This is a genomic window from Rhizobium sp. N731 (assembly GCF_001664145.1).
GTDB classification, from domain to species: domain Bacteria; phylum Pseudomonadota; class Alphaproteobacteria; order Rhizobiales; family Rhizobiaceae; genus Rhizobium; species Rhizobium esperanzae.
This window is the reverse complement of the sequence record NZ_CP013601.1, coordinates 3,637,828-3,658,025: the sequence shown is the minus strand read 5'-3', so window position 1 is coordinate 3,658,025 and position 20,198 is coordinate 3,637,828. Positions and strand designations below refer to the sequence as shown.

Genomic DNA, 20,198 nt, shown 5'->3' with positions numbered 1-20,198 from the left:
TCATGGCTCCGACATCTCTGGAAGCGCAATTCGTGACCTTCAGCCTCGGCGACGAAATTTTCGCCGTGCCGGTCGAGGTCGTGCGGGAAATCCTCGATTATGCGGAAGCTTTCAAAATTCCGAATGGTCCCGACTATCTGCTCGGCCTGCGCGATGTGCGCGGGCAGGGCGTGCCGACGATCGATCTTCGATTGAAACTCGGCATGACGAAGACCGAGCCGACGCCGCATACGAGGGTGCTCGTCCTCGACGTGCCGATGGAAAACCGGCTGCTCACTCTCGGCCTCGTCGCCGATCGCGTCTTCGAGGTCACGCCGTTCCGGCGTGACCAGATCGAGGCGGCGCCCGATATCGGCGTGCGCTGGCGCTCGGACTATATTGCAGGTGTCGTCCGCCGGGAAAACGGCTTCGTCGTCATCATCGATCTCGCGCGGCTTTTGTCGCGCGAGGACGCCTCGGCTCTGCAATCGGCCGCCTGACCCTGCATTAACGGAGTACTGCGTTCCATGAGTGTGGCAGCAATGGCGGAAACCCAATTGCCGGGCGATCGGATCAGCAAGCGCAATTTCGACAAGCTTGCCCGGTTCATCTACGACTATAGCGGCATCAAGATGCCGCCGACCAAGCTGACGATGCTCGAAGGGCGGCTGCGACGCCGCCTTCGTGCGACCAATCATTCGACCTTCGACGATTATTGCGAGTTCCTGTTCGATCGCGACGGGCTTGCCCAGGAAACCGTTTACCTGATCGACGTGGTGACGACCAACAAGACCGACTTCTTCCGGGAAGCCAAGCACTTCGAATACATGCAGACCGTGGCTTTGCCGGCGATCGCCAATAGCGGCGTGCGCACCATCCGCACCTGGAGCTCGGCCTGTTCTACGGGGGCCGAACCCTATACGATGGCGATGGTCCTGGCGGAATTCGCGGAAGGCCGCAATGATCTTTCCTATAGCGTGCTGGCCACCGATCTTTCCACCGACGTGCTGCAGACGGCGCGCCGCGGCATCTATCCGGAAGACCTGATTGCGCCCGTGCCGCACGACCTGCAGCGCAAATATGTGCTGGTCGCCAAGCAGCCGGGCCGCAAGGAGGTGCGCATAAGCCCGAAGCTGCGCAGCAGGGTGGGATTTGCACGGATGAACCTGATGGACGACAAATATCAGGTTGGCGACTTGATGAACGTCATCTTCTGCCGCAACGTGCTGATCTACTTCGACAAGCAGACTCAGGCGGGCGTGCTCAACCGCCTTTGCAATTGCCTGGCGAAGGGCGGCTACATGTTCATTGGCCACTCCGAGTCGATCACCGGTTTCGACCTGCCGCTGAAACAGGTTTCGAACACGGTGTTTCAGCGTATTTAGAGGCGTTTATGCGCAAGAAAATCCGCGTTCTCATCATCGATGATTCTGCCAGCGTCCGTCAGACGCTGGCCCATGTGCTGGAGCAGGATCCCGATATCGAGATCATGGCGGTGGCGTCCGATCCTTTCGTGGCGGCGCGCAGGCTGCTGGATGAGGTCCCCGACGTCATCACGCTCGACGTGGAGATGCCGCGCATGGACGGCATCACTTTCCTGCGCAAGCTGATGGCGCAGCGGCCAATCCCGGTCGTGATGTGCTCGTCGCTGACGGAGGCGGGTTCGCAAACGCTGATTCAGGCGTTGGAGGCGGGCGCCGTCGACGTCATCCTGAAATCGAAGATCGGCGCCGCCGACAGCCTTGCCGATGACGCCATGCGCATTCGCGAAGTCGTCAAGAGCGCCTCGCAGGCGCGGCTTTCGACCGTGCGCCGCGCTGCGGGAACCATTCGTTCCGCTTCCGCCGAAGGGCCGGCCAGGAAGCTGACGGCGGATGCCATGCTGCCGCCGCCGACGGGGCAGGCGATGGCGAAGACGACGGAGATGGTCGTCTGCGTCGGCGCCTCTACCGGCGGCACCGAGGCGCTGCGCGAATTCCTGGAGGAACTGCCGGCCAATGCGCCCGGCATGGTGATCGTCCAGCATATGCCGGAGAAATTCACTGCCGCCTTCGCCAAACGCCTGAACGGGCTCTGCGAGGTCGAAGTCAAGGAAGCCGTCGACGGCGATCCGGTGCTGCGCGGCCATGTGCTGATCGCGCCTGGTGATAAGCACATGCTGCTCGAACGCCAGGGTGCGCGCTATCATGTCAGTGTGAAGACCGGGCCGCTGGTCTCCCGCCACCGGCCTTCCGTCGATGTGCTCTTCCGTTCGGCGGCGCGTTCGGCCGGCTCGAACGCCATGGGGATCATCATGACGGGCATGGGCGACGACGGTGCGCGCGGCATGCTGGAGATGCATGAAGCCGGCGCCTACACGGTGGCGCAGGACGAGGCGAGCTCCGTTGTCTTCGGCATGCCGAAGGAGGCGATTGCCAGAGGCGGGGTCGGCCGCATTCTGCCGCTCGATCAGATCGCCCGCGAAGTCCTGATAACGCAGCAGAAGTTCTGAGGCCGGTTCCGGTTCCGATGGCAAATAAGACCGCGCTTTTCAAGCCTGCTGGCAGCCATGCGTGCCTCCCCTTGAAATTTCCGCGATTTTGTGGTCTTGAGGCCGCCAATCTTTGCAGCGCTGCCTGTCATGCATGTTCAGGGACATTTCCCGCCCCTGGCAGCGCGCGTCCCGTATCAGTCCCAAGGAAATGCGCAGATGGCCCGTTCAGCTCTTCTCAATGTCATGGTTCAGGCTGCCCTCAAGGCAGGGAAATCGCTGGGGCGTGATTTCGGCGAAGTGCAAAACCTGCAGGTTTCGGTGAAGGGACCGGGCGATTTCGTCTCCGCCGCCGACCGCAAGGCCGAGAAGATCGTCCGGGAAGAGCTGATGAAGGCGCGTCCGACCTATGGCTTCCTCGGCGAGGAAAGTGAAGAGATCAAGGGCACGGACGGCGCGCATCGCTGGATCGTCGACCCGCTCGACGGCACGACGAACTTCCTGCACGGCATCCCGGCCTTCGCCGTCTCGATCGCGCTCGAACGCAATGGCGAGATCGTTGCCGCCGTCGTCTTCAATCCGGCGACCGACGAACTTTACACTGCCGAGCGCGGCGGCGGCGCCTTCCTCAATGACCGGCGCCTGCGCGTCGCTGCGCGCCGCGTGCTGTCGGATTGCGTCGTCGGCTGCGGTGTGCCCGCGCTCGGCAAGCGCAATCACGGCAAGTTCCTGGTCGAGCTGCGCCACGTGATGGGCGAAGTGGCCGGCATCCGCCGCTTGGGCGCGCCGACCCTCGATCTCGCCCATGTCGCCGCCGGACGTTTCGACGGCTTCTGGGAGGCGGAGCTTGCGCCCTGGGACATGGCAGCCGGTATCCTGCTCATCCGCGAAGCCGGCGGCTTCGCCACCGATTGGGATGGCGGAACGGCCATTCTGGAGGGCGGCGCGATCGTCGCCGGGAACGAACACATCCATAAGGCGCTGATCGAGGTCATCAAGCGGCCGATCCCCGCCAAGTGAGCGCATGAAAAACCGGCTGTTGTAAAGTCACGGTTTTCGCCCCGGCATACTTCAATTCGGCACAATGTTGCTCTAGTCTCCGCCAGCAATGAGTTCGGAGGCTGCTGAACCTATGGAAAATGTGAATGTGGCGGAGATCGGCTCCACCGAAAAGACGGCCGGCGGTTATACCTACAGGCTCTCGAGCCCCATGCCCTTCCTCTGGACAATGCTGCTTTTCCTCGTCATTGTCGGGTTCATTGCCGCAATCCTCTTTCGGCAGACGCAGACCGCCTTCATGCACAACCCGGGCCTCAACGGCCTGATCCTCGGCGTTCTCGCAGTCGGAATCGTCCTTGTTTTCAATCACGTGCTGGCGCTTCGCCCCGAAGTGCGCTGGTTCAATTCCTTCCGCGCTGCGGGCAGCGCGGATAAGGTCAACCGTAACCCGCGACTGCTTGCGCCGATGCGGGCGCTGATCGGCAGCCGCAAGGCGTCGGTGGCGCTGTCGACGACGGCGCTGCGTTCGATTCTCGATTCGATCGCCACCCGCCTCGACGAATCGCGTGACGTTTCGCGCTACCTGATCGGCCTCCTGGTCTTCCTCGGCCTGCTCGGCACGTTCTGGGGTCTCATCGGCACGATCGGTTCGATCAGCGCCGTCATCCAGTCGCTCGATCCCGGCTCGAACGGCACGGGAGACGTGCTCTCGGCGTTGAAGGAGGGACTTTCTATGCCGCTTTCCGGCATGGGGCAGGCCTTCTCGTCGTCGCTGCTCGGCCTCTCCGGTTCGCTCATTCTCGGCTTCCTCGACCTGCAGGCCGGTCGCGCGCAGAATCGCTTCTATACGGAGCTGGAAAACTGGCTCTCCTCGGTTACCGACGTCGGCTCCGATCTTGCGCCGGCGCTCGACGCCGTTGCCGGGTCTTCTTCGGACGACATGCGCGCACTCTCCGAGTATCTGCGCAAAGTCTCCGAAGAAGGCGGTGTCGGCAACCAGCGCTCTGTCGCCGCCATGGCAAGCCTTGCCGAAGGCATTCAGGGTCTGGTCAAGAATATGCGCAACGAGCAGCAGATGCTGCGTGACTGGATCGAGGCACAGCAGGACGAGGCGAAAGCCATGCGCCGCACGCTCGACCGGCTGGCCGAGCGCATCGGCCTGCAGGAGCGGGGCGGCGAGCGGGCCGAGCGCCTGCGCGAGCGCACGAGCCATGCAGAAAAGAGTGAGGGCAAGTAAGCCATGGCACTTGCCCGCAACCGCCGCCGCGAACGCACGGTGGATTACTGGCCGGGCTTCGTCGATGCGTTGTCGACGCTGCTCATTTCGATCATGTTCCTGCTGACGGTCTTCGTCGTCGGGCAGTTTATCCTCAGCCGCGAAATCACCGGACGCGACGAGGTGCTCAATCGCCTCAATAGCCAGATCAACGAGCTGACGCAGCTTCTGGCGCTCGAAAAGGGCAGCAACCAGGATCTCCAGGATGCGGTCGCCAATCTGCAGGCTTCGCTCGCGACTGCCGAGGGCGACCGTTCGCGGCTTCAGGCGCTGCTGAACGCCGGTTCGGGCGGCCAGGATGCGGCGCAGAAGCGGATTGGCGCGATGACGCAGGAGCTCGACGCGCAGAAGCAGGTGAGTGAACGGGCGCTGAGCCAGGTCGAACTCTTGAATCAGCAGATCGCCGCACTCCGCAGCCAGATCGCCGCGGTCGAAGCGGCGCTGCAGGCATCCGAGGAGAAGGACCGGGTCTCGCAGACCAAGATCGCCGATCTCGGCAGTCGCCTCAACGTGGCGCTGGCCGCTCGCGTGCAGGAACTGAACCGTTATCGGTCCGACTTCTTCGGCCGGTTGCGTGAAATCCTGTCGGATCGCGAGAATATCCGCATCGTCGGCGATCGGTTCGTCTTCCAGTCGGAAGTGCTGTTTCCCTCGGGCGGCGCCGATCTCAACCCGGACGGGCAGACGGAGATGGCGAAGCTCGCCGCCGCTCTTCTCGATCTCGCCAAGGAAATTCCCCCGGAGATCAACTGGGTGCTGCGTGTCGACGGCCATACCGACAATGTGCCGCTCGCCGGGACCGGCCGCTATCGCGACAACTGGGAACTCTCCTCAGAGCGCGCGATTTCGGTCGTCAAGTTCCTGATCGGCCATGGCGTGCCGGCCGACCGGCTGGTTGCCGCCGGCTTCGGAGAGTTCCAGCCGATCGCGCCGGGCGATACGCCGGATGCGCGCGCCACCAACCGGCGCATCGAGCTGAAGCTGACCGAGAAATGATCAACCTGGCGAGGCTTGGCGCACCTGCTCTAGAGCGGTTCAGGTTTTCACGGAAGCGCTGAACCGCTCTAAGCGTTTGTTTTACGCAATTCCGGACGGAAAACCGCTTCGCACTTTTCCTGGATTTGCTTCCAGCCGGCTGGCGAGGAAGTCGCGCACGGCGGGACTATCGCTGAGACCAATCGCCGTCATATAGGCATCGGCCGCCGCGATATCGTCGCCGGCGTGCGCCAGAAGAAAGGCGCGAACGGCCCAGTAGGGCTGATAGGCCGCGACGTCACGCGGATCGAGTGTGTCGAGCCGCTCCAGGCCGGCGGCCGCGCTCACCGCCCTGCCGATCACCGCAGCCTGGCTGACACGTGCGCCGAGCGTCGGCTTCATTGTCACGAGTGCGGCGTAGAGCGTCGTCAGCGCCTGCCAGTCAGTCGCTCCCGAAAACCGCCGCGCTGCATGCACGGATTGGATCGCTGCCTGGCACTGGAAGGGACCGAAACGGTCGAAACCTCCGGCCCTGCGCAGCAGCGCATCCGCTTCCGCAGTCATGGTCGCATTCCAGACCGCCGTATCCTGCTCGTCCAGCGGCACGTATCGGCCGTTGCGGTCGCGCCGCGCGCTGCGGCGGGCTTCGCAATGAAGCATGAGGGAAAGGAGACCAATCGCTTCCGGCTCGTCGGGCAATACCGTGAGAAGCGCGCGGCCGAGCCAGATGGCCTCGCCGGCGAGCGAATGGCGCTCCTCCTCACCGTCGAGGCCGTCCCAGCCGAGGCCGTAGGCGGCGTAGATCGCTGAGAGAACGGCGGTGAGGCGCCCCGATAGAGCGGGGCCGGGGGGAATGGCGAAAGGAATGCCGGCTTCGCGGATCTTCACCTTGGCCCGCACCAGCCGCTGGCTCATCGCTTCCGGTGACACGACGAAGGCCCGGGCGATGGTTTTCGCCTCGATGCCGAGAACCGTCTGCAGCATCAGCGCAGTATGCACCGACCTATCGATGGCGGGATGGGTGCAGGCGAAAAGCAGTTTCAGCCGCTCATCGGGAAAGACGGATTTTCCGGCCTCGTTCATGCGTTCCTCCGCTTCCTCGAAGGCAAGCGATATCGTCGCCTGTGCGTTGGCCTGGACGGAGCGGTGGCGGGCCGCCTGCATGAGGTTGCGGCGTGCGGCGACCATCAGCCAGGCTTCAGGATTATCGGGGACGCCGCGTTCCGGCCAGACGCGCAGGGCCGCAGCCAGGGCTTCCGACAACGCGTCTTCCGCTGCCGGCACGTCGCGCGAGCGGGCGGCGAGAAAGGCGACCAGCTTACCGTAGGATTGACGCGCCACCTGTTCGGCGGCGCGTCCGGCATCGGGGGGCATCGCAGCCTCACATCTGCAGGCGCGGGCGCACTTCGACCGAGCCCTTGTCGGAGATCGGGACGCGCGTCGCCCATTCGAGGGCGGTGTCGATATCGGGGACCTCGATCAGGTAAAAACCGCCGAGCTGTTCCTTGACCTCCGGATAGGGGCCGTCTTGAACGTCGTGATCCTCGCCCTTGCGCCGCACGATCGTCCCGGTCTCAGGGCTCGTCAACCCGGCGCCGGCGATCACGATTCCTGCCTGGCCGATCGCCTTGATGTAGGCCATCCAGCCGTCGCGATAGACGGGATCACCGCGCCGGGCGAAATCTTCGGGGGCTTCGCGAATGATGAGGGCATATTGCATGGCAAACTCCTGATCTCATTGTTGGCGTTGATCCAGGCGTCCGGATGTCGGAGAAGGATATCCCGAAAGTCGTGACGCCGGCGGAGCGGCTCAGCCGTTCCGAGACAATGAGGCGCGGCCAACGGTCATTTCGACACGGGTTTCAAAAAATATGCGAAAAAGTGAAACGGCGCATGAGCTCACAAGCAAACAGGCCGGGCTCGAAGGCGCCGGCTTTGCTCGCGAATGCGGCAAGGCAGAGCGGCGTTCAAGCCGCTGCTGCCGCCTTGATCAGGCTTCGGCCTTGGTCTGGTCTACGATGTCGGCGCCGGGCGAGTTCTTCTTGATGGATTCGATGGCGTTCAGGGCGGACGCCTTCGCCTTGTAGCCTTCGGAACTGAACATGGTTTCGCCGTTCGATGCCTTGAATCGGAAACGGAACTCGCCTGATTTATCCTTGTAGACTTCGAATTTATACATTGATGTCTCCCAAAATGCTGAATTCCAACCATCAGCATGGCGGAGGCTAGACCAAAATGGTGAGCTTTTCCACCACCTTAATTAGAAGTGAATTACACTTGCCGCAGCTTCCATCGGATGCAAGCGAGGCGAGCGGCTACATAGACCCGGCGTCACTCCATCTGGATGTTCGCGTCCTTGACGACCGGTCCCCATTTGGCGAGCTCGGCTTTCACATGGGCGGCGAGTTCCTCCGGCGTCGAGCCGACGATGGTGGCGCTGAATTCCTTCATGCGTTCGGCAACGGCCGGGTCTTTGAGTGCCTTGTTCGCCGAGGCGTTGAGGCGCGTCACCACCTCGTTCGGCGTGTTGGCCGGGGCAAAAAGCGCGTTCCAGGTATAGGTCTCGTAGCCCGGTATGCCCGACTCGGCGATCGTGGGCACATCGGGGAAGGAGGGCGCGCGCTCGGCGGTCGTCACCGCCAGCGCCCGCAGCGTGCCCGCCTTGATGTGGCTGGAGGAGGAGGGCAGGTTGTCGAACATGATCGGCACCTGGTTGCCGATGACATCGTTCAGTGCCGGACCGGCGCCCTTATAGGGGATATGCTGCATGCTGACGCCGGCCATGGACTTGAAGAGTTCGCCGGAGAGATGCAGCGGCGTGCCGTTGCCCGACGAGGCGTAACTATATTTGTCGGGCTCGGCTTTCAGCAGCGCGATCAATTCCGGCACTGTCTTTGCCGGCAGTTCCGGATTGACGACGAGCACGTTCGGCACGATGACGAGCAGCGAGACCGGCGCGAAATCCTTCTCCGGGTCGTAGGGAGTCGATTTCAGGATCAGCGGATTGAGGGCATGGGTCGCGACGGTGCCCATCAGAATGGTGTAGCCGTCAGGCTCGGCTCGGGCGACGTTGCCGGCGCCGAGATTGCCGCCGGCGCCGGCGACGTTCTGGACGATCACCTGCTGGCCGAGATCTTCCGACATCTTCTGCGCGACGATGCGGGCGACGACATCGGTCGAGCCGCCGGCCGCGAAGGGCACGACCAAGGTGATCGCGCGATCGGGAAAATCCTCGGCCACAGCAGAGCTGCCGAACCCCACCATTGCAGTCAGACCAAGAGCGAGCGCGAGGCTCGTGCGTCGCGTCATGTTGGAAAGCGCCATTCCTATCTCCTCCCACGATTTCTACGGCAATCCCCACCCAGGGGCATGAAGAGGGTAGGGCAGGAGGCGGGAAAGACAACCGCGGCGAGGTGCAGCGGAACCAGACTTTAGTCTCGTGCGACCAGAGGCGCCTGCCGGCTATTGGCTGCGAGCACATCCTCGTTGGCGGCATCGAACTGCAGCCGGGCGAGGCGGGCATAGATGCCGCCGTGGCGGATGAGGCTCTGATGCGTGCCCTCCTCGACGACGCGGCCCTGATCCATGACGAGGATGCGGTCGGCCTTCAGCACGGTTGCGAGGCGATGGGCGATGACGAGCGTCGTGCGGCCGTCGACCAGGCCGTCGAGCGCCTTCTGCACCAGGGTCTCGCTTTCGGCGTCGAGGGCAGAGGTCGCCTCGTCGAGCAGCAGTACGGGCGCGTTCTTCAGGATGGCGCGGGCAATGGCGATGCGCTGGCGCTGGCCGCCGGAGAGGGTGACGCCGCGTTCGCCGACCTCGGTCTCATAGCCCCTCTCCAGCCGGGCGATGAACTCGTCGGCCTGGGCGGCAAGGGCTGCGGCGCGGACCTCGTCACGCGAGGCGCCGGGGCGGCCGAACGCGATGTTGTCATGGATCGATGCGGCAAAGATGGTGACGTCCTGCGGCACGATGGCGATGCGCTGGCGCAACTCGTCAGGTGTGGTCAGTCGGGCATCGACACCGTCGATCGCCACGCTGCCCTGCTGCGGATCGTAGAAGCGCAAGAGCAGCGAAAAGACTGTGCTCTTGCCGGCGCCGGAGGGGCCGACAATGGCGACCGTTTCGCCCGGGGCAACGGCGAAGCTCAAGCCATGCAAGGCAGATTTGCCGGGGCGCGAGGGATAGGCGAAATGCACGTCGGAAAACTCGACGCGGCCGCGGCTGGGCGAAGGGAGAGCCTCGGGGTTGGCGGGGGCTGATATCGGCGACACCTCGTCAAGAAGTTCGGTCAACCGGTCGGCGGCGCCGGCCGCCTGCGAAAGTTCGCCCCAGACCTCCGACAGCGCGCCGAGCGACCCCGCGGAGATCACGGCGTAGAGCAAGAACTGACCGAGCGTGCCGGCAGACAGCGTGCCGGCCAGCACGCTGTGGGCGCCGACCCAGAGCACGGCGACGACGCTGCCGAAGATCAGGGTGATAGCGATGCCAGTCAGCAGGGCACGCGAGCGGATGGCGGCGCGGGCGGCGTCATAGGCAGATTCGACGGCGCCACCGTAGCGCGCCGCTGCAGCATCCTCGCCATTGAAGGCCTGCACTGTGCGGGTCGCGGCGATCGTCTCGTTGGCGAAGGCGGACGCCTCGGCAAGCGTATCCTGGGCGGCGCGGGAACGCCTGCGCACCGAGCGGCCGAAGGCGACGAGCGGGAAGACGATCAGCGGGATCGCCCCGATGACGAGGCTCGAAAGCTTCGGCGAGGTGACGACCATCATGCCCATGGCGCCGAGACAGAGGATGAGGTTCCTGAGCGCCACCGAGGCGGTGGCGCCGACGGCGGACTTGATCTGCGTCGTGTCGGCGGTCAGCCGCGAGACAATTTCGCCGGACTGGTTGACGTCGAAGAAGGAGGGCGACAGCCGCGTCACATGGGCAAAGACGTCGCGACGAAGATCGGCGACGATGCGTTCGCCGATGGTGATAACGAAATAATAGCGCAGCGCGCTGGCGATCGCGAGCACGAGGGCCATGACCATCAGCATGGCGAAGTAGCTGTTGATGAAGCTGCCGTCGGACTGGGTGAAGCCATGATCGATCATGCGGCGCACGGCAAGCGGCAGGGCCAGTGAGGTGATGGCGGCAAGCGCCAGTGAAATCAGCGCGCCAGCCACCAGCCCGCGATAGCGCATGACATAAGGCGCCAGCCTGCCAAGCGGCCGCAGCGACCGTCTCTTGTTTTCCTCAGCCCGTGCCTGTTCTGCCAAATCGTCTCCGATCGCCTGCAGGACCCGCTAATGCGGCCTGTTGGCTCTTGTTATCCCGGCGTCCTTCATGTATAGGCACCGCATCCTAATGGGAAGCCGTAGCCATCGCGACTGCGGCTTCATTTATTCAATCGGTTCGTTGGTCGCAACTGCATGCGGCAAATTGAACTCCGGTATCGCAGGAAGATTGTTATGAAGGCAGGCATCCATCCCGACTATCACACGATCAAGGTAGTCATGACCGATGGCACCGAATACGAAACCCGCTCGACCTGGGGTTCGGAAGGTGCTGTCATGAACCTCGAAATCGATTCCAAGTCGCATCCGGCCTGGACGGGCGGCAACCAGCAGCTCATGGACCGCGGCGGCCGCGTATCCAAGTTCAACAAGCGTTTCGGCGGCCTCGGTCTCTAATCGCTTTTGATTGACGAAATTTCGCAAGGAGCCCGGTTCTGCCGGGCTTTTTTGCGTTGGCAGAACGGTGCGCAGCGGCAACAAAAAACCGGCCGCGCACCGCGCAGCCGGTCCAAATGGATTTCGCAGATCTGGTCAGTTGTTGCCGAAGGCCGTCTGCAGCAGGGAAAGCTGCGCCTGGACGCTGTTCTGATTGTCATGAACGATCACGGCTTCGGCCGGACGATAGATTTCGCGATCCAGCAGCGCGATGCGGTTCTGCAAGCGCAGGGAGCGCTCGACGAGGTCACGGAAGGATTCCGGCAGATCGCCCCAGCCGGGTGCCGCACGGTCGACGTTGAAGCCGTCGAGGCGGACCTTGTTCTTCTCGGCCAGCACCTGGTCGCGCGACATCTCGCCATTGTTGACGGCGCGCTGCAGCAGCAGCCACGAGGCCATCTGCATCAGGCGGGTGGTCAGCCGCATCGATTCCGCGGCGTAGAGGACGGATGCCATGCGCGGCAGAACCTTGGAGGCTGCGCGGCCTTGGCCGTCGAGATAGGCGGCGGTCTCTTCGACCAGCGACATGCCTTCGGCATAGAGTGCCTTGAACTGTGAGGATGCAGCCGCGCGGCCCGCAAAACTGATCGTGTTCAATCCAACTTCCGACATCGCAATAGTCCCTGTTGCACGCAGCTACTTATGGTCAGGTAACGCCGGGTTTGACGGAAAAGTTTCCGCGTCCGGTCTTTATGACTTTAAGATGGTATCATTAGCGCAAATGCGCAAGCCGTTTCTTAAGAAAGGGTTAATCTCCACAGTTTCATGGAAATGCGCCGGCCGCAGCAAAAAGAAGAGCCGCAAAAGCGGCTCTCAAGGTAAAACAGGGAGAAAAATCAGACCAATTCACCGCGTGGAAAACTGTCTGAGACCCAGAGAAAATCTGGATGAATATAGTAATACCTTATAAAGCTTAATATTTTATTAACATTGTGCTGAATGAAGACTTGAGGCTGGCTCATCTTGCCAGCCATGGTCTTGTTTTCTGAGGTTTTTGCCGGTCACGATCGGAAGAAGCTTTCCGCCGCCTGTCGTCCGGAGGCCTTGCGGGCGACCTCGGCTTCCAGGCGGGCAATCTCGCTCTTCAGCAATTCCACCCGCGCCTTCAGCTCATCCACGGAAAGCATGGAGAGATCGGTGCCGATCTCATGGGCGGTTTTCTTCTGCGGCCGGTCGTCATCGATAAAGCTCATCGGTTCTCCTCCTTTTGCTGCAGGCAGCATGATGGCGAAAAATACGGTTGATGCGGAAGGGAAATCTAGGCCGATCCGGCCTAAACCACCCATGTCCTGAGCCTCCCGTTCATGAGTGACGGAAAAACCGCAGCGCAGTTCTGCGGGGCGCTCTATCCGAACTTTACAGCAGGATCGCCGCTTTCGGGAGACTTGCCGGTGCCGCGATCGGCCAGCGACATGCTTTCCGGCGTCAGCATCGGCGATGTGCCGGTCGGGATCGTCGTATAGGCATCGCGGTCGCTGGCCGGGACGGCAGCGCGGATGCGGCTTCTGACAATGGCATAACCGGTGATCAGCACATGGGCGACGGCGGTGACCAGGAAAAGCGCATGCGGGGTGATCGCCGACATCACGGGGCCGCCGAGCGTCGGGCCGATGACGGTGCCGATGCCGTAAAGGAGGAGCAGGCCGCCGGAGACCTTGACGAAATCCTCCGATGCCGCGAAGTCGTTCGCGTGAGCGACGGCGATCGGGTAGAGCGTATTGGCCACCGCGCCGTAGAGGACAACCAGTCCGATCAGCAAGGCGGGCGATGTCGGATGGAGCATGAAGATCAGCAGGCCGGCGAGGGCCGCGATCGCCGACATGGCGGCGAGCACGTAACGCCGGTCGATCCGATCGGAAAGCCGGCCAGCCGGCAACTGCATCATAGCGCCGGCGAAGATGGTGGCGCTCATCATGATGGCGATGCTGGTGTCGGAAAGACCGGCGCCGGCGCCGAAGACGGCGCCCAGCGTGCCATAAGCACCGTTAGCGATGCCGACGAGCAGGATGCCGAGGCAGGAGACAGGCGAATTGCGGTAGAGCGCCGGCAGGTCGAGGCGCACGGCCTTCAGCGGCTGCGGCGAGGCTGCGGTCGAAAGCGTGGTCGGCAGCATGGCGATGCAATAGAAGATGCCGCAGATCATGAACAGCACCGGCGTGCGCACATCCTCGAGCGGGATCATCATCTGACCGCCGACAACGCCGAGCAATGTGATGCCGATATAGAGCGAGAAGATCGCACCGCGGCTCTCGTTGCTGGCGCGCTCGTTCAGCCAGCTTTCGATGATCATCGACGTGCCGGCGGTGGAGAAGCCAGTGACGGCGCGCAGCACCACCCACCAGACGGGGTGGATGATGATGCCACTCACCAGCGCGATGATGGCGATAATCGAGATGAAGCCGGAGAAGGCGCGCACGTGGCCGACGCGGCGCACCAGTTTCGGCGCCACCAGGCAGCCGATGACGAAACCCGCGGCCCATGAGGTGCCAAGCAGGCCGAGCGTCGTCGTCGCATAGCCTTCGAGATTGCCACGCACCGGAAGCAGGATGCCCTGCAGGCCGTTGCCCATGAAAAGGAAGAGCGTGCCAAAGAGCAACGCGGCGACGGACAACAGATTTCTCTTCATTTCCCCAGACTCGGTCTCAGCGATTGTAAACGGACATAAGGCAAGACCTGCGTCTGCCCGGCCTCAAGATGATTGATTGTGCCCCGGAATCTCTTTACGGCGTGTCGGATCCTGTGTTCGCGCGGAAAAATGTCCGTCCTGTGACATTCCGAAAAATGGAAAAAATAAAGCATGACAAAGCTGATAGCCTTGCTGCTCATCCTTGCCATGGCGATACAGGTGATCAAGCCGCTCGGCTTTCCCGGCCTCCGGCGGCGCATGGATTTCTGGAAGATCGCGCTGATCGCCTTCGGCGTCTGGGCCCTGGCGCTTTTGTCGCGCGACTTCCTGATGTGAGCTCGCACCAAGCGGGACCGTCAGTCCTGCAGGATGATTTCTCCGCGCATGACGGAAACGCAGCGTCCCGAGATGACAACATCGGCGACGACCCCGCCGGATTTCACGACATCGAGGGCAATGATACTGCGGCGGCCCATTTCGACGCCTTGTTCGATGGTGATGCGGACATCCATATCGGCGTCCGGCGCAAGCGACACCAGATAGGCGCCGAGGGCGGCCGAAGCGCTGCCGGTTGCCGGGTCCTCGGGCACGTTGTCGAGGGGCGCGAACATGCGAGCGCGAATGTTCCATGGATTATCGGCCGACCTGGCATAGACGAAGAGCGAAAAGTCGTGGCCGCTCGTCGTCTGACGGCCTGCGGCTGCTTGGAAACCGGCAAGGTTCGGGCGGGCGGCGGCCAGGCTTTCCAGCCCCTTCAATTCGGCGACGGCGAAGTTCAGGCCGACCGAGGCAAAGACCGGCGCGTGGGTAGTGGTGACGATGACGCCCGGATCGAGAGAGATGCAACGGCCAACGGTTTCCTCGGCAATGGTATCGCCGACCGTCAGCGGCTGCGGCGCGCGGATGGCGGCGGCCGCGACATTTCCGCCGCTGCGTTTCAAATCCACTTCGACGATGCCGGCCTTTTCCTCGAACCGGAATTTTTCACCGACCGGTCTGCCGAAGAGTTCTGCCTGCTGCCCGAGCACATAGGCGGTGCCGACATTCGGATGGCCGGCGAAGGGGATTTCCATCGTCGGGGTGAAGATGCGCACGCGGGCCGAATTCCGTGGATCTTCCGGCGGCAGGACGAAGGTGACTTCGGAATAGTTGAATTCGGTGGCGATCTTCTGCATCGCCGCATCGCTCAAGCCGCGCGCATCCGAGATGACCGCAAGCGGATTGCCCTCGAAACGGGTGGAGGTGAAGACGTCGACCGTGAGGTAGGAGAGGGTGTTCATGGCGGCTCCCGTTGTGGCAAGCCGCTATGAGTAAGCATGGTTTTTAAGGGAATGAAGCGGTTTCTTGTCGCCGTGACAATGAGAGGGTAAGAGTCTTGCGCGGCCGCACTTATTGTCCACGCAACTTCCCCGGTGGCGATGGGGAGGACTGCGTCTCTCCAGTCTCCTTATTCCTGTGCTCCTCAGGGCTTCGCGCAAGGGATGTCACAGGAATCCAGCCACGGCGCGTCCGCGCCGTGAGTGAATCAATACTTCAGGGAAAAGAGCCGATCGCGCCCAACGACTTGGGCGCATTGGATTCCTGTGACATCCCTTGGGCGAAGCCCTGAGGCGCACAGAAATGAGGGAAGCGAGGGGATTGGCGGGAGCGGCAACGCTGCGTTCGCCGCTCCCGCCCGGATCCCAAGTCACAATCAGGCGGCCTGTTCCAGGTCCTTCTTCCAGCTGCCCTTGGCGGCGAGGCTGTTCATCTCGGCGCGGTGGGTGAATTCGCGCTGGCCGGCGGCGACATTTTCCGGCTTGCCGTTCCAGGCCTTGAGGGCGCTGTCCTGCAGGGCGCGGCCATAGGAGAAGGTGACGAGCCAGGGCAGGTCAAAACCATTGATCGCGGAAAGATGCGCGGTCGCCTCTTCCGTGGTCTGGCCGCCGGAGAGGAAAGCGATGCCGGGAACCGCAGACGGGACCGTGCGCTTCAGCACTCGGACGGTCCGCTCGGCAACTTCCTCGACCGAAGCCTTGCGGGCGTTCTTGCCGTCGATGACCATATTGGGCTTCAGGATCATGCCTTCGAGGCTGACGCGGGCTTCGGCCAATTCCTCGAAAACGATCTGAAGCGTGGATTCGGTCACTTCGGCGCAGCGGTCGATATCGTGGTCGCCCGGCTTGCCGTCCATCAGGCATTCCGGCTCGACGATCGGTACGATCTTGGCTTCCTGGCAGAGAGCCGCATAGCGGGCGAGCGCCTGCGCGTTGGCACGGACCGAGCCGCGGGTCGGCAGCGAGGACGAGATGGCGATGACGCCGCGCCACTTGGCGAAACGGGCGCCGGCTTCATAATAGCGGGCAAGGCGCTCGCCAAGGCCGTCGAGGCCTTCGGTGATGGTTTCGCCGGGGAATTTGGCCATCGGCTTGGCGCCGGTATCGACCTTGATACCGGGAATGGAACCGGCAGCGCGGATGATGTCGACGAAAGGCGTGCCATCGGCCGCCTTCTGGTAGAGCGTCTCCTCGAAGAGAATGACGCCGGAGATATATTTCTTCATCGCCTCGTCGGAGCGGAATAGCATCTCGCGATAGTCGCGACGGCTAGTTTCGGTCGATTCGAGATTGATCGTGTCGAAACGCTTCTTGATGGTGGAGGTCGATTCATCTGCCGCAAGCAGTCCTCGGCCGCCCGCAACCATCTGCACTGCAATGTCTTCCAGTCGTTCGCTCATTCGATCTCTCCACAGCGTTAAACATCGGCGGTTTAAGAATATAGGACGGCGATAACAGAAGTTTATAGTGAGGAAAATGGAAGGCTAAGTCATTGAAACGATTGAAATCAATTCAATCGTTTGAAAAAATGGGATTTTTTTCAGCTCTCGGGCAAAAGACCGCGGAAGGCGTCTCGCCACCGCGGTCTATCCACATGTAAAACCTGCCAAATTGCCTTAGCGGCGCCGCACCGCCCATTGCAAGGTGCGACGCCGAATGCTCTTTTTCGCGCCAAGGCGCTCGGTCTTATCCGGCGGCGTTGAGGACGGCGACGCCAGGAAGTTCCTTGCCTTCCATCCATTCGAGGAAGGCGCCACCGGCGGTCGAGACATAGGTGAAATCGTCGGCAACGCCGGCATGGTTGAGTGCCGAGACGGTATCGCCGCCACCGGCAACCGAGGTGAGCTTTCCGGCTGCAGTGCGCTCAGCGGCATATTTCGCGGCAGCGACCGTTGCGGCATCGAAGGGCTCGATTTCGAAGGCGCCGAGCGGACCGTTCCAGACGAGTGTTGCGGCACGCTCGATCCAGGCGTTGATAGCTTCGACCGATTTAGGCCCGACGTCGAGCACCATGGCATCGGCGGGAATGGCGTTGATATCGACCGTCTCATTGGCGGCACCCGCCTTGAACTCGCGGGCGACGACGCCGTCTTCCGGCAGGATGATGGCGCAGCCTGATGTTGCGGCCTCGATCATGATCTGCTTGGCGGTTTCAGCAAGATCATGCTCGCAGAGCGACTTGCCGACATTGGTGCCACGCGCGGCGATGAAGGTATTGGCCATGCCGCCGCCGATGACGAGTGCATCGACCTTCTTCACAAGATTCATCAAAAGATCGATCTTGGTCGAAACTTTGGCGCCGCCGACGATGGCGACGACGGGGCGGGCGGGATTGCCGAGACCTTTTTCCAGCGCTTCCAGTTCGGCCTGCATGGTGCGGCCGGCATAGGACGGCAGGTGATGGGCAAGGCCTTCGGTGGAAGCATGGGCGCGGTGGGCGGCAGAGAAGGCGTCGTTGACATAGATATCGCCGTTGGCGGCGAGAGCCTTGGTGAAATCAGGATCGTTCTTTTCCTCGCCCTTGTGGAAGCGGGTGTTTTCCAGCAGCAGAATATCGCCATTATTCATTCCGGCAACGGCGGAGGCGGCGGCTTCGCCGATGCAGTCGGAGGCCGTCAGCACCGCGTGATCGAGCACCTCCTTGACGGAAGGGGCGATCAGCGACAGCGAGAGATCCGGCGACGGACCGTCCTTCGGCCGGCCGAAATGGGCAAGCAGGATCACCTTGGCGCCCTTGCCTGACAGTTCGAGGATCGTCGGCGCCACACGCTCGATGCGCGTCGTATCGGTGACCTTGCCGTCCTTGACCGGGACGTTGAGGTCGACGCGGATGAGCACGCGCTTGCCGCTGATGTCAGAAAGATCGTCGAGGGTCTTGAAAGAAGGCATGGGGAAGATCCAGTCTTGGTTGGCGGAAGTCGCGCCGACCATAGCAAGGATCATTCGAGACGCAAGGCGTTCAACGGCCGTTTTCGCGTCTGGCTTCGTCGCCTCCGGCCGATGCTTTCGGCATGGTTTCGGAGGCCGCCGCTTCGCGGTTGCGGCGTCCGTTCAACCTATTGTGGATGCGCTGGATAATGTCCTTGAGATTGATGAAGATCGGCAGGGTGGTGGCCGGTTCGACCGCTTCGAGCGACATGCCGACGGAGGTGACGTGGTCGTGCTCGTCGAGATCGCGGACGATGAGGATGATCGAGCCGAGACGGACGCGGTCGGCATAATCGGCCTTGCCGCCGAGGCGCTGCCGCATCAATTCCGCAATCGTCAGGCCTTTCTCGGATTCGTTGAGCAGGCCGGGCCCATAGGCGGCATCGAGATCGGCGGCAGGGCGGGCGGGCGAGAGCGCGAAGGCGCCGAAGAATTCGGCATCATCCTCATCGACAGGCGCACGGCTGGCGAAGAGCCGGTCGAGCAGGCGGGAATAGCTCGGCACGATGAAGAGATAAACCAGATCGTTTTCGCGCAGCCGCCCGGCATATTGATAACGCATTGACTTGCCGTCGCGGATGACAAGCGACGGGGTGGCCCAGCGTGGAATGCGCTCGCCGCGCAGCACCGGACTGTCCTTGATGACTCGGTAGGAGAGCAGTTCATGGTTGGCGGCGCCCGGAAGGTCGACCTCGACCTTGTCGACGGCGCCGATGCGCGGCGGAATGATCAGGCCGAGCTTCTTGGCGATCGGCTTGATCGTCCAGCCCTGGACGAGCAGGGAGACCAACACGATGATGAAGGCGGTGTTGAAAAAGAGCTGGCCGTTTTCCAGGCCGCCGAGGATGGGCATGATCGCAAGCAGAATGGAGACGGCACCGCGCAGGCCGACCCAGGCGACGAAACCGATCTCCTGCTGCGTATAATCGAACGGAAGCAGCGACAGCCAGATTGCCAGCGGGCGGGCAATGAAGATCAGGAAGAGGGCAAGCAGGATCGCCGGCACGATGATGGCGGGAAATTGTGATGGCGTGGCGAGCAGGCCGAGCACCAGGAACATGATAATCTGCGCCAGCCAGGTCATGCCGTCCTGAAAGCGTTTGATGGTGCCGAGTGCCTGCATTCGCCGGTTTCCGGCGTAGATGCCGGCGACATAGACGGCGAGGAAGCCGCTGCCGCCGACCGCACCGGCGAAGGAGAAGACGAGAAGGGCAAGCGCCAGCACGAAAATCGGCGTCAGGCCGCGATCGGTGTCGAGCCTGCTGACGATCAGCACGATCATCATGCCGCCGAGCAGACCGAGGATGACGCCGAGCCCCATCTGCTGCACGAACATGGCGAACATGCCGATATTGATGCCGGCATAACGCTCGCCGCTCGCCAGGACCTCGACGAGGGCGATGGTGAGGAAGATCGCCATCGGATCGTTGGTGCCGGATTCGACTTCCAGCGTCGAGCGCACCTTGTCGCGGATGTTGATGCCGCCGATGCGTAGCAGGAAGAAGACGGCGGCGGCATCAGTCGATGCGACGATCGAACCGAGCAGCAGGCCTTCGAGCCAGGTGAAGTTCAACAGCCACATGGCAGCGACGGCAAAGAGCGAGGCGGTGATCAGAACGCCGACCGAGGCGAGCGTCAAAGAAGGCACTGCTGCGAGCCGAAAGGCCTGCATCGGCGTGCCGAAGCCGGAATCGAACAGGATGACGGCGAGCGCAATAGAGCCGAGAATATAGGCGAGATAGTTGTTGCTGAATTCGATACCGAGCCCGTCGACGCCGGCGGCAAGGCCGATCATCAGGAAGAGGAGAAGCAGCGGGGCGCCGAAGCGGAAGGCGAGCAGGCTCGAAAAAGCGGCAAGAAGCACGAGCGCCGTCGCGACCAGCACTACGATATAAAACGCTTCCATGCCCACCCC

At 62.5% G+C, this 20,198-nt stretch carries 20 protein-coding genes; 8 read left to right on the top strand and 12 right to left on the bottom strand.

Annotated elements, in window-relative coordinates; all coding sequences use genetic code 11:
- The first annotated feature begins 2 nt into the window (after positions 1-2).
- From AMK02_RS17825 to AMK02_RS17800, 6 genes are all read left to right on the top strand, one after another.
- Positions 3-479, top strand: a complete 477-nt coding sequence (locus AMK02_RS17825) for a chemotaxis protein CheW (RefSeq protein ID WP_064804854.1) — start codon at positions 3-5, stop codon at positions 477-479.
- Between the two features lie 27 nt (positions 480-506).
- On the top strand, positions 507-1,364 hold the full coding sequence (locus tag AMK02_RS17820) for a CheR family methyltransferase (protein WP_064804852.1): 858 nt from the start codon (positions 507-509) through the stop codon (positions 1,362-1,364).
- Between the two features lie 8 nt (positions 1,365-1,372).
- Positions 1,373-2,470, top strand: coding sequence for a protein-glutamate methylesterase/protein-glutamine glutaminase (locus AMK02_RS17815; protein ID WP_064804850.1), 1,098 nt, complete (start codon positions 1,373-1,375; stop codon positions 2,468-2,470).
- Positions 2,471-2,668: 198 nt separating this feature from the next.
- Positions 2,669-3,469: an inositol monophosphatase family protein gene (locus tag AMK02_RS17810; protein WP_064804848.1), complete on the top strand. Its 801-nt coding sequence runs from the start codon at positions 2,669-2,671 to the stop codon at positions 3,467-3,469.
- A gap of 112 nt (positions 3,470-3,581) precedes the next feature.
- Complete coding sequence (locus AMK02_RS17805) at positions 3,582-4,685, top strand: MotA/TolQ/ExbB proton channel family protein (RefSeq protein WP_064804846.1); 1,104 nt, start codon at positions 3,582-3,584, stop codon at positions 4,683-4,685.
- Between the two features lie 3 nt (positions 4,686-4,688).
- Positions 4,689-5,720, top strand: coding sequence for a peptidoglycan -binding protein (locus AMK02_RS17800; protein ID WP_064804844.1), 1,032 nt, complete (start codon positions 4,689-4,691; stop codon positions 5,718-5,720).
- An 81-nt stretch (positions 5,721-5,801) separates the two neighbouring features.
- Here AMK02_RS17800 and AMK02_RS17795 read toward each other — a convergent pair whose 3' ends face one another.
- The 5 genes from AMK02_RS17795 to AMK02_RS17775 form a co-directional block, all read right to left on the bottom strand.
- A complete protein-coding gene (locus AMK02_RS17795; RefSeq protein ID WP_064804842.1) occupies positions 5,802-7,073 on the bottom strand; it encodes an RNA polymerase sigma factor in 1,272 nt (423 codons plus the stop codon).
- A gap of 7 nt (positions 7,074-7,080) precedes the next feature.
- Positions 7,081-7,419 carry a YciI family protein gene (locus AMK02_RS17790; RefSeq protein WP_011426731.1) on the bottom strand — a complete coding sequence of 113 codons (339 nt, stop codon included), beginning with the start codon at positions 7,417-7,419 and terminating at the stop codon, positions 7,081-7,083.
- Between the two features lie 270 nt (positions 7,420-7,689).
- Positions 7,690-7,878 (bottom strand): YegP family protein, encoded by a 189-nt coding sequence (locus AMK02_RS17785; protein WP_064804840.1) that lies wholly within the window; start codon positions 7,876-7,878, stop codon positions 7,690-7,692.
- Positions 7,879-8,030: 152 nt separating this feature from the next.
- Positions 8,031-9,023, bottom strand: coding sequence for a Bug family tripartite tricarboxylate transporter substrate binding protein (locus tag AMK02_RS17780; protein ID WP_064804838.1), 993 nt, complete (start codon positions 9,021-9,023; stop codon positions 8,031-8,033).
- A gap of 107 nt (positions 9,024-9,130) precedes the next feature.
- Positions 9,131-10,960, bottom strand: a complete 1,830-nt coding sequence (locus AMK02_RS17775; RefSeq protein ID WP_064804837.1) for an ABC transporter transmembrane domain-containing protein — start codon at positions 10,958-10,960, stop codon at positions 9,131-9,133.
- Positions 10,961-11,152: 192 nt separating this feature from the next.
- Here AMK02_RS17775 and rpmE point away from each other — a divergent pair, with 192 nt between their 5' ends.
- Positions 11,153-11,374, top strand: coding sequence for a 50S ribosomal protein L31 (gene rpmE / locus AMK02_RS17770; RefSeq protein ID WP_009990270.1), 222 nt, complete (start codon positions 11,153-11,155; stop codon positions 11,372-11,374).
- Positions 11,375-11,509: 135 nt separating this feature from the next.
- Here rpmE and rcdA read toward each other — a convergent pair whose 3' ends face one another.
- The 3 genes from rcdA to AMK02_RS17755 form a co-directional block, all read right to left on the bottom strand.
- On the bottom strand, positions 11,510-12,025 hold the full coding sequence (gene rcdA, locus AMK02_RS17765) for a protease adaptor protein RcdA (protein WP_004679442.1): 516 nt from the start codon (positions 12,023-12,025) through the stop codon (positions 11,510-11,512).
- Between the two features lie 389 nt (positions 12,026-12,414).
- Positions 12,415-12,606, bottom strand: a complete 192-nt coding sequence (locus AMK02_RS17760) for a DUF1192 domain-containing protein (RefSeq protein WP_016737189.1) — start codon at positions 12,604-12,606, stop codon at positions 12,415-12,417.
- A gap of 152 nt (positions 12,607-12,758) precedes the next feature.
- Positions 12,759-14,039: an MFS transporter gene (locus AMK02_RS17755; RefSeq protein ID WP_004679449.1), complete on the bottom strand. Its 1,281-nt coding sequence runs from the start codon at positions 14,037-14,039 to the stop codon at positions 12,759-12,761.
- A 171-nt stretch (positions 14,040-14,210) separates the two neighbouring features.
- On the opposite strand from AMK02_RS17755, the gene AMK02_RS31780 reads away from it, so the two are divergent.
- Positions 14,211-14,375 carry a hypothetical protein gene (locus tag AMK02_RS31780; protein ID WP_012485131.1) on the top strand — a complete coding sequence of 55 codons (165 nt, stop codon included), beginning with the start codon at positions 14,211-14,213 and terminating at the stop codon, positions 14,373-14,375.
- Positions 14,376-14,395: 20 nt separating this feature from the next.
- On the opposite strand, the gene AMK02_RS17750 is transcribed toward AMK02_RS31780, so the two are convergent.
- From AMK02_RS17750 to AMK02_RS17735, 4 genes are all read right to left on the bottom strand, one after another.
- Positions 14,396-15,319 (bottom strand): PhzF family phenazine biosynthesis protein, encoded by a 924-nt coding sequence (locus tag AMK02_RS17750; RefSeq protein WP_064804835.1) that lies wholly within the window; start codon positions 15,317-15,319, stop codon positions 14,396-14,398.
- A 413-nt stretch (positions 15,320-15,732) separates the two neighbouring features.
- Positions 15,733-16,755, bottom strand: a complete 1,023-nt coding sequence (locus tag AMK02_RS17745) for a class I fructose-bisphosphate aldolase (protein ID WP_064804833.1) — start codon at positions 16,753-16,755, stop codon at positions 15,733-15,735.
- Positions 16,756-17,041: 286 nt separating this feature from the next.
- Positions 17,042-18,244: a phosphoglycerate kinase gene (locus AMK02_RS17740; protein WP_189636978.1), complete on the bottom strand. Its 1,203-nt coding sequence runs from the start codon at positions 18,242-18,244 to the stop codon at positions 17,042-17,044.
- Between the two features lie 70 nt (positions 18,245-18,314).
- Positions 18,315-20,189, bottom strand: coding sequence for a potassium/proton antiporter (locus tag AMK02_RS17735; protein WP_064804829.1), 1,875 nt, complete (start codon positions 20,187-20,189; stop codon positions 18,315-18,317).
- Between the last annotated feature and the right edge of the window lie 9 nt (positions 20,190-20,198).

Bases quoted from the DNA above. Each gene is read 5' to 3' on its own strand.
- AMK02_RS17790 (WP_011426731.1), bottom strand. From the start codon at position 7,419: ATGCAATATGCCCTCATCATTCGCGAAGCCCCCGAAGATTTCGCCCGG.
- rpmE (WP_009990270.1), top strand. From the start codon at position 11,153: ATGAAGGCAGGCATCCATCCCGACTATCACACGATCAAGGTAGTCATG.
- AMK02_RS17740 (WP_189636978.1), bottom strand. From the start codon at position 18,244: ATGCCTTCTTTCAAGACCCTCGACGATCTTTCTGACATCAGCGGCAAG.
- AMK02_RS17795 (WP_064804842.1), bottom strand. From the start codon at position 7,073: ATGCCCCCCGATGCCGGACGCGCCGCCGAACAGGTGGCGCGTCAATCC.
- AMK02_RS17745 (WP_064804833.1), bottom strand. From the start codon at position 16,755: ATGAGCGAACGACTGGAAGACATTGCAGTGCAGATGGTTGCGGGCGGC.
- AMK02_RS17815 (WP_064804850.1), top strand. From the start codon at position 1,373: ATGCGCAAGAAAATCCGCGTTCTCATCATCGATGATTCTGCCAGCGTC.
- AMK02_RS17755 (WP_004679449.1), bottom strand. From the start codon at position 14,039: ATGAAGAGAAATCTGTTGTCCGTCGCCGCGTTGCTCTTTGGCACGCTC.
- AMK02_RS31780 (WP_012485131.1), top strand. From the start codon at position 14,211: ATGACAAAGCTGATAGCCTTGCTGCTCATCCTTGCCATGGCGATACAG.
- rcdA (WP_004679442.1), bottom strand. From the start codon at position 12,025: ATGTCGGAAGTTGGATTGAACACGATCAGTTTTGCGGGCCGCGCGGCT.
- AMK02_RS17780 (WP_064804838.1), bottom strand. From the start codon at position 9,023: ATGGCGCTTTCCAACATGACGCGACGCACGAGCCTCGCGCTCGCTCTT.
- AMK02_RS17825 (WP_064804854.1), top strand. From the start codon at position 3: ATGGCTCCGACATCTCTGGAAGCGCAATTCGTGACCTTCAGCCTCGGC.
- AMK02_RS17800 (WP_064804844.1), top strand. From the start codon at position 4,689: ATGGCACTTGCCCGCAACCGCCGCCGCGAACGCACGGTGGATTACTGG.
- AMK02_RS17735 (WP_064804829.1), bottom strand. From the start codon at position 20,189: ATGGAAGCGTTTTATATCGTAGTGCTGGTCGCGACGGCGCTCGTGCTT.
- AMK02_RS17760 (WP_016737189.1), bottom strand. From the start codon at position 12,606: ATGAGCTTTATCGATGACGACCGGCCGCAGAAGAAAACCGCCCATGAG.
- AMK02_RS17785 (WP_064804840.1), bottom strand. From the start codon at position 7,878: ATGTATAAATTCGAAGTCTACAAGGATAAATCAGGCGAGTTCCGTTTC.
- AMK02_RS17810 (WP_064804848.1), top strand. From the start codon at position 2,669: ATGGCCCGTTCAGCTCTTCTCAATGTCATGGTTCAGGCTGCCCTCAAG.
- AMK02_RS17805 (WP_064804846.1), top strand. From the start codon at position 3,582: ATGGAAAATGTGAATGTGGCGGAGATCGGCTCCACCGAAAAGACGGCC.
- AMK02_RS17820 (WP_064804852.1), top strand. From the start codon at position 507: ATGAGTGTGGCAGCAATGGCGGAAACCCAATTGCCGGGCGATCGGATC.
- AMK02_RS17750 (WP_064804835.1), bottom strand. From the start codon at position 15,319: ATGAACACCCTCTCCTACCTCACGGTCGACGTCTTCACCTCCACCCGT.